We start from the raw sequence: 7,470 nt of genomic DNA on the forward strand, positions 1-7,470 counted from the left end.
CCAGTTGAACCGGCGCTTAGCGCGAGCCGGGTGAGTGTTGATCGGGGTTATTTCGGCAGCGGCCGAGCTTGGCCAGCGCCACCTTGGAGCCGTTGGCGCGTCCCAGTCGGCGGCAGATGGCATCGCCGGCGCCGATGAGCGCATCCAGGTTCACCCCATGTTCGATCCCCAAGCCATCGAGCAGGTAGATGAGATCCTCGGTCGCCAGGTTGCCGCTGGCGCCGGGGGCGTAGGGGCAGCCCCCAAGACCCGCGACCGATGCATCGAGGGTGGCCACCCCCAACTCCAGGCAGGCGGTGATGTTGGCCAGGGCCTGGCCATAGGTGTCGTGGAAATGCAGTGCCAGTTGCGCCATCGGCACCCGCTGCGCCACCGCGCGCACCATCGCCACCGCCCTATCCGGGGTACCGGTGCCTATGGTGTCGCCGAGGGAGATCTCGTAACAGCCCATGCGGTAGAGCGCTTCGGCAGTCTCGGCCACCTTTTCCGGGGAGATCGCTCCCTCGTAGGGGCAGCCCAGGGTGCAGGAGACGTAGCCCCGTACCGGCAGGTTGAGCGTTTTGGCCGCCTGCAGTACCGGCTCGAAGCGCGCCAGGGACTCCGCCACCGAGCAGTTGATGTTGCGCTGGCTGAAGCTTTCCGAGGCGGAGCCGAACACCGCCACCTCGTCGACGCCGGCGGCCACGGCCGCTTCGAACCCCTTGAGGTTGGGGGTCAGGGCGCCGTAACGGACGCGGCTTTGACGCTGGATCTGTCCGAACAGCTGATCGCTCTGGGCCATCTGCGGTACCCACTTGGGGGAAACAAAGCTGCCCGCCTCGATCCGGCGTAGCCCGGTCAGGGAGAGGGCATCCACCAGGGCGATGCGATCGGCCAGGGTCACCCCGGGTTCGTTCTGCAGGCCGTCACGAGGGCCCATCTCGACGATCTGAACCTGTGTCGGCCTCATGCGTTGGCCTCCTCGCACTCGGCAGTGGCCGCCGTGTCCCTCAACACCACCAGGGGGCTGCCGTCGCTGACACTGTCACCAGACTTGAAGGGCAGGGCGGTCACCTGACCGGCGTAGGGGGCGCTGATGGTGTACTCCATCTTCATCGCCTCCATCACCACCAGGGCGGTGCCCGCCTCCACCTCGTCGCCCACCTCCACCAGGTTGGCCACATGGGTGCCGTTCATGGGCGCCTGCAGCGCCTTGGCGGCATCGCCAGCCTCCTGCTGCGGCCGGTAGCGGTAGCGACGCAGGCGCAGGGGGCCGTCGGCCAACTGCAGGGTGACACTGCCGTCATCATCCTGGTGGAAGGGCCATCGCAGCAGGGTGTCGTCGCAACTGAGTTGCAGTTGGGCCTCGTTACAGTGCAGCGCCAGGCGGCGTCCCTGGCTGTCCGCCCAGGCGCCGTCGGGGCGCCCTTGGAAGGCAAGATCCTGGGTCTGGCCCTGGTCATCTTCCAGTACCAGGCGCAGCTGGCGCGGCGCATTGAGGCGCCAGCCCAGCAGGGCGGCCTCATCCTCTGATGCTGCGCTGGTCAGCAGGTAGAGGGCAGTAGCGGTGGCCGCCAGCTCCCTGTCCTTGGGCGGGGCCAGCAGCTGGTCCAGATGGCGCGGGATAAAGCCGGTGTCCAGTTGCGCCCCAATGAAGGCGGGGTGCTCGGCGATGTGCAGCAGGAAGCCGAGGTTGACCACGGGGCCGCTGAGCCGGGTCTGGCGCAGGGCCTGGGCCAGGTTGCGGCACGCCTCGGCGCGGTTGGCACCGGCGACGATGATCTTGGCGATCATCGGGTCATAGAATGGGGTAATGCTGTCGCCCTGGGTCACACCGGTGTCGATGCGTACGCCGGCGCCCGGCCACTGCAGGTGCTTGAGCTGGCCGCTGGCGGGGAGGAAGTCGCGGTGGGGGTCCTCCGCGTAGAGGCGCACCTCGATGGCGTGGCCCTGGGTCTGGACCTCCGACTGCCTCAGGGGCAGCGGCTCGCCGGCGGCCACCGCCAGCTGCCAGGCCACCAGATCCAGGCCGGTGACGCTCTCGGTCACCGGATGCTCTACCTGCAGTCGGGTGTTCATCTCCATGAAGTAGAAGCGTCCCTGGTCATCCAACAGGTACTCCACGGTTCCGGCGCCGACGTAGTCGATCGCCTTGGCGGCCCGCACCGACGCCTCGCCCATCTCCCGGCGCAGGGCGTCACAGAGACCGGGCGCGGGGGCCTCCTCCACCACTTTCTGGTGGCGGCGCTGGATGGAGCAGTCCCGGTCCGACAGGTAGAGGCAGTTTCCCTTGCTGTCGGCAAACACCTGGACCTCGATATGGCGGGCGGTCGTAAGGTAGCGCTCCAGCAGCAGGTGGGGATTGCCGAAGGCGGACTGGGCCTCGCGACGGGCGCTGGCCAAGGCCTCGGGCAGCCCCTTGGATTCCTGGACGATGCGCATCCCCTTGCCGCCGCCGCCGAACGCAGCCTTGACCAGCAGGGGGAAGCCGATCTTTTCCGCCTCGGCGATCAGGCGCGTATCGGATTGATCATCACCGTGGTAGCCCGGCAGCATCGGCACGCCGGCGGCGGCCATGATCGCCTTGGCGGCGCTTTTGGAGCCCATCTTGTCGATGGCGTCGGCCCCGGGGCCGATAAAGAGGATCCCCGCCTGCTCGCAGGCCCGGGCGAAGTCGGGGTTTTCCGACAGGAAGCCGTAGCCGGGGTGGATGGCGTCACACTCGCTGCGTCGGGCGATGGCCAGGATGGCATCGCTGCGCAGGTAGGAGTCGGCCACCGGGGCCGGACCGAGCCGGAACGCTTGGTCCGCCTGCTGAACATGCAGGCTGTGGCGATCCGCGTCGGAGTAGACCGCCACGGTACGGATCCCCTGGGCCTGGCAGGTGCGGATCACCCGGCAGGCGATCTCGCCCCGGTTGGCGATCAGCACCTTGCGGATGGGATGCCGGGATGAGGATTGGTTAGGAATCATGACACATCCTTGTGGTTGTCGTCCGGGCACCAGGGGGCGGGACGTTTGGCAAAGAACGCCGCCAGGCCAGCCTGGCCCTCGGCGCTGCTGCGAACGGTGGCGATGCGGTGGGCGGTCTCCTGCTTGAGGGCCGTATCCAGCGGCGCATCGTCCAGATGCAGCAGCAGGTCCTTGCAGGCCCGCAGGGCATCGGGACCGTTGTGGCGAAGCTGGGTGACCATCGCCTCGGCGGCAACCTCAAGGTCGCCACAGAGCTGGTGTACCAGGCCCAGTGCCAGCGCGCTGTCGGCGTCGATCACCTCGGCGCTGAGGGCGTAGCGGCGCAGCTGGCGTTGGCCGATGGCCCGGGCTACGTAGGGGCCGATGGTGGCGGGGATCAGCCCCAGCTTAACCTCGGAGAGGCAGAAGCGGGCACGGGCATCCGCCAGTACGATGTCGGCGCAGGCCACCAGCCCCAGGGCACCCCCGAACGCCGCCCCCTGCACCAGGGCCAGCACCGGGGTAGGGAAGTGGAACAAGGTGTCGAACAGGGTGGCCAACTGCAGGGCATCGGCCCGGTTTTCGGCCTCGCTCATCCGTGCCTGGCTCTGCATCCAGGCCAGATCCGCACCGGCACAGAAGTGCTTACCCTCGGCATCGAGGATCAGCAGGCTGAGATCCGAGCGGTCACCCAGGGTGACCAGCGCCCCGGTGATCTCGGCGATCATCTCGGCGTTGAAGGCGTTGTGCTTGTCCGGCCGGGCCAGGGTGAGCCGGGCCACCGGGCCCTGGCACTGCAACTTGATAAATTGATAGGTCATGGCCCCTCCTACATGCGGAACACGCCGAAACGTGTCGGTGCTTGTGGTGCGTTGTTGGCGGCGGAGAGGGCCAGTCCGAGGACATCCCGGGTCTGGGCGGGGTCGATGATCCCGTCGTCCCAGAGGCGGGCCGAGGCGTAGTAGGGGTGCCCCTTCTTCTCGTACTGGGCCACGATCGGGGCCTTGAACGCTTCCTGCTCGGCTTCGGGCCAGGTCTCGCCGCGGGCGGCAAGCTGGTCCACCTTGACCTGGGCCAGCACGTTGGCGGCCTGTTCGCCCCCCATCACCGAGATGCGGGCGTTGGGCCAGGTGAACATTAGGGTGGGGTCGTAGGCGCGGCCGCACATGCCGTAGTTGCCGGCGCCGTAGCTGCCGCCGATCACCACGGTAAACTTGGGCACCTTGGCGCAGGAGACGGCAGTGACCAGCTTGGCGCCATGCTTGGCGATCCCTTCGTGTTCGTACTTCTGTCCCACCATGAAGCCGGTGATGTTCTGCAGGAACAGCAGCGGGATGCCGCGCTGGCAGCACAGCTCAATGAAGTGGGCACCCTTCTGCGCCGACTCGGAGAAGAGGATGCCGTTGTTGGCGATAATCCCCACCGGGTAGCCGTGCAGGTGGGCGAAGCCGCACACCAGGGTCGGGCCAAACCGCGCCTTGAACTCGTCGAAGTCGGAGTCGTCCACCAGACGGGCGATCACCTCGCGCACCTCGAACGGCTTCTTCAGATCTGTGCCGACGATGCCGTAAAGCTCCTCGGCGGGGTAGCGGGGCGCCTTCACCGGCTGCACCTGCAGCGGCGATGCCTTGCGGTGGTTGAGCCGGGCGACGGCGTTGCGGGCCAGCTGTAGGGCGTGTTCGTCGTTGTCCGCCAGGTGGTCCGCCACCCCGGAGATCTCGGTATGGACCCGGCCACCGCCGAGGTCTTCGGCGCTGATCTGCTCGCCGGTGGCGGCCTTCACCAGCGGCGGACCCGCCAGGAAGATGCTGGCCTGATCCCGGACGATGATCGACTCATCCGCCATCGCCGGCACGTAGGCGCCGCCGGCGGTGCACAGGCCCATTACCACGGCGATCTGGGGGATCCCCGCCGCCGACATCTGGGCCTGGTTGAAGAAGATGCGGCCAAAGTGGTCCCGGTCCGGGAACACCTCGTCCTGCTTTGGCAGGAAGGCCCCGCCGGAGTCCACCAGGTAGATGCAGGGCAGGTGGCAACGGGCGGCGATCTCCTGGGCCCGCAGGTGTTTCTTCACCGACAGCGGGTAGTAGGTGCCCCCCTTTACTGTGGCGTCGTTGGCCACAATCATGCATTCGACCCCGTTTACCCGGCCGATGCCGGCGATCACACCGGCGGCGGGCACCGCATCGTCATACACCTCGAAGGCGGCCATCTGGCCGATCTCCAGGAAGGGGGCGCCGGGGTCCAGCAGATGCTCAACCCGCTCCCGGGGCAGCAGCTTGCCGCGGCCGGTGTGCTTGGCTCGGGCGGTTTCGGATCCGCCGGGCAGGATGGCGGCGAGTTTGTCGTGCAGATCCGCCAGCAGGCTGGCCATGCCGTCATGACGGGCCTGGTTGGCGGGATCGGCGCCGTTGTATTGGGAGTGAAAGTGCGTCACCAGGGGCTCCTTTGGATTGGGGTCTACTCGGCCATCAGCTCGCGGCCAATCAGCCAGCGGCGGATTTCGGAGGTGCCGGCACCGATCTCGTACAGCTTGGCGTCGCGCAGCAGGCGTCCTGCGGGGTACTCATTGATGTAGCCGTTGCCCCCCAGCAGCTGGATGCAGTCCAGCGCCAGTTGGGTGGCAGTCTCGGCACTGTAGAGGATGGCGCCGGCGGCGTCCTTGCGGCTGGTTTCATTCCGGTCGCAGGCGGCGGCGACGGCGTAGACGTAGCTGCGGGCGGCGTTGCTGCGGGTGTAGATGTCCGCCATCTTGCCCTGCACCAGCTGGAACTGACCGATTGCCTGGCCAAACTGCTCCCGCTGCTGAACGTAGGGCTGGGCGACGTCCAGGCAGGCCGCCATGATCCCCAAGGGGCCGCCGGAGAGCACCACGCGCTCGTAATCCAGGCCGCTCATCAGCACCTTGACCCCGCCGCCCACCTCACCGAGGACGTTCTCCACCGGCACCGGGCAGTCCTGAAACACCAGCTCGCAGGTGTTGGAGCCGCGCATCCCCAGTTTGTCCAGCTTCTGCGCCTGGGTGAAACCCTCGAAGCCGCGTTCGACGATGAAGGCGGTGATCCCGCGGTTGCCGCCCTGGGTATCGGTCTTGGCGTAGATCACGTAGGTGTCCGCATCCGGCCCGTTGGTGATCCACATCTTGTTGCCGTTGAGCAGGTAGTGATCCCCCACCCGCTTGGCACTGAGCTTCATCGACACCACGTCGGAGCCGGCGTTGGGTTCGCTCATCGCCAGGGCCCCTACGTGCTCACCGGACACCAGCTTGGGCAGGTACTTGGCTTTCTGGGCCTCGTTGCCGTTCTTGACGATCTGGTTGACGCAGAGGTTGGAGTGGGCGCCGTAGGAGAGGCCTACCGAGGCGCTGGCGCGGGAGATCTCCTCCATCGCCACCACGTGGGCCAGGTAGCCCATGTCAACGCCGCCGTACTGCTCCGGTACGGTAATCCCCAGCAGTCCAAGTTCGCCGAACTTGCGCCACAGGTGACTCGGAAAGGTGTTCTCCCGGTCGATCTCGGCGGCGTAGGGGGCGATCTCCTTCTGGGCGAAATCGCGCACGGTCTCCCGCAGCATGTCGAGGGTTTCCCCTAGGCCGAAATTGAAATTGTTCAGGTACATAAAGTGTGACTCTCCGGTTAGTCCTGGACCAGTGAGCGCAGTGCCTGCTGGCACTGGGACTCGGCAGAGGACAGCTCCATCATGACGATCTTGATGTCGTCCAGTTGCTGCTGCAGATCCCGCTTCTTCTCTTCGATCAGCTGCAGCATGGTGTGTAGTTGGGTGCGGCTGGTGCGATCCGCATCGTAGAGGTCAAACAGCCGGCCGGTTTCCGCCAGTGAGAAGCCAAGACGCTTGCCCCGCAGGATCAGCTTGAGCCGCACCCTGTCCTGCACGTTGTAGATCCGGGTCTGTCCGCGGCGCTGGGGCTTCAGCAGGCCCTGGTCTTCATAGAAGCGGATACTGCGGGTGGTAATGTCGAACTCTTTGGCTAATTCGCTGATGGAATAGGTAATTTCAGTGTTGACCATTGCTCTGTCACGCCCTGCTTAAACATGATTGCAACATAAAGGAAGTTTACGTAAAGGTAAAGTTTGTTGCCGTGATGTTTCGCATGGTCGGATCTGGCCAGCGGTGGCCAGATTTGCTGATAGCCATAGGTCTAATGGGGGAGGTGGGAAGGCCGTGCTAGTAGTGGGGGTTAACGGACTTCACCGGACGGGCGTTTGGGAGTGCCTGGGTTCCTAGTTCCCAGTTCCTGGTTCCCAAGAGCAGGAGCCTAGGTACTCGGCACTAAGAGCAGTAGGGGCCAGGCTCTAGGTTTGAATAGCGAGTTCCTGGTTCCTAAGAGCAGGAGCCTAGGTACTAGGTACTCAGAGCAGTAGAGACCAGGCTCTAGGTTTGAATAGCGAGTTCCTAGTTCCTAAGAGCAGGAGCCTAGGTGTAATCTTTCAGGAGGTTGTTCACTCCCGTGCGAGTCGGAATACTGTTGGTCGACCAAAACTAACAGCCGACCCACAAAGGAGTGAACATGGCGCAGTC

Annotated in this window: 6 protein-coding genes; all 6 read right to left on the reverse strand. The window is 65.6% G+C overall.

What is annotated here, in order from left to right; all coding sequences use genetic code 11:
- Nucleotides 1–16: 16 nt before the first annotated feature.
- Genes ABD997_RS13710 through ABD997_RS13735 form a run of 6 tightly spaced genes read right to left on the reverse strand, consistent with a single transcriptional unit; the run spans nt 17 to nt 6,959 of the window.
- Nucleotides 17–949 (reverse strand): hydroxymethylglutaryl-CoA lyase, encoded by a 933-nt coding sequence (locus tag ABD997_RS13710; RefSeq protein WP_345317677.1) that lies wholly within the window; start codon nt 947–949, stop codon nt 17–19.
- A complete protein-coding gene (locus tag ABD997_RS13715; RefSeq protein ID WP_345317678.1) occupies nt 946–2,952 on the reverse strand; it encodes an acetyl/propionyl/methylcrotonyl-CoA carboxylase subunit alpha in 2,007 nt (668 codons plus the stop codon). Before ABD997_RS13715 ends, ABD997_RS13710 begins: the two co-directional genes overlap by 4 nt.
- Nucleotides 2,949–3,752 (reverse strand): enoyl-CoA hydratase-related protein, encoded by an 804-nt coding sequence (locus ABD997_RS13720; RefSeq protein ID WP_345317679.1) that lies wholly within the window; start codon nt 3,750–3,752, stop codon nt 2,949–2,951. Before ABD997_RS13720 ends, ABD997_RS13715 begins: the two co-directional genes overlap by 4 nt.
- A gap of 8 nt (nt 3,753–3,760) precedes the next feature.
- Entirely contained in the window at nt 3,761–5,368 is a 1,608-nt protein-coding gene (locus ABD997_RS13725; protein WP_345317680.1) for a carboxyl transferase domain-containing protein, read from the reverse strand.
- A gap of 23 nt (nt 5,369–5,391) precedes the next feature.
- Nucleotides 5,392–6,549 (reverse strand): isovaleryl-CoA dehydrogenase, encoded by a 1,158-nt coding sequence (locus ABD997_RS13730; RefSeq protein ID WP_345317681.1) that lies wholly within the window; start codon nt 6,547–6,549, stop codon nt 5,392–5,394.
- 17 nt (nt 6,550–6,566) lie between these two features.
- Nucleotides 6,567–6,959 (reverse strand): MerR family transcriptional regulator, encoded by a 393-nt coding sequence (locus ABD997_RS13735; protein WP_345317682.1) that lies wholly within the window; start codon nt 6,957–6,959, stop codon nt 6,567–6,569.
- Nucleotides 6,960–7,470 lie beyond the last annotated feature (511 nt).

Origin of the sequence: Ferrimonas gelatinilytica, assembly GCF_039544205.1 — a bacterium.
GTDB classification, from domain to species: domain Bacteria; phylum Pseudomonadota; class Gammaproteobacteria; order Enterobacterales; family Shewanellaceae; genus Ferrimonas; species Ferrimonas gelatinilytica.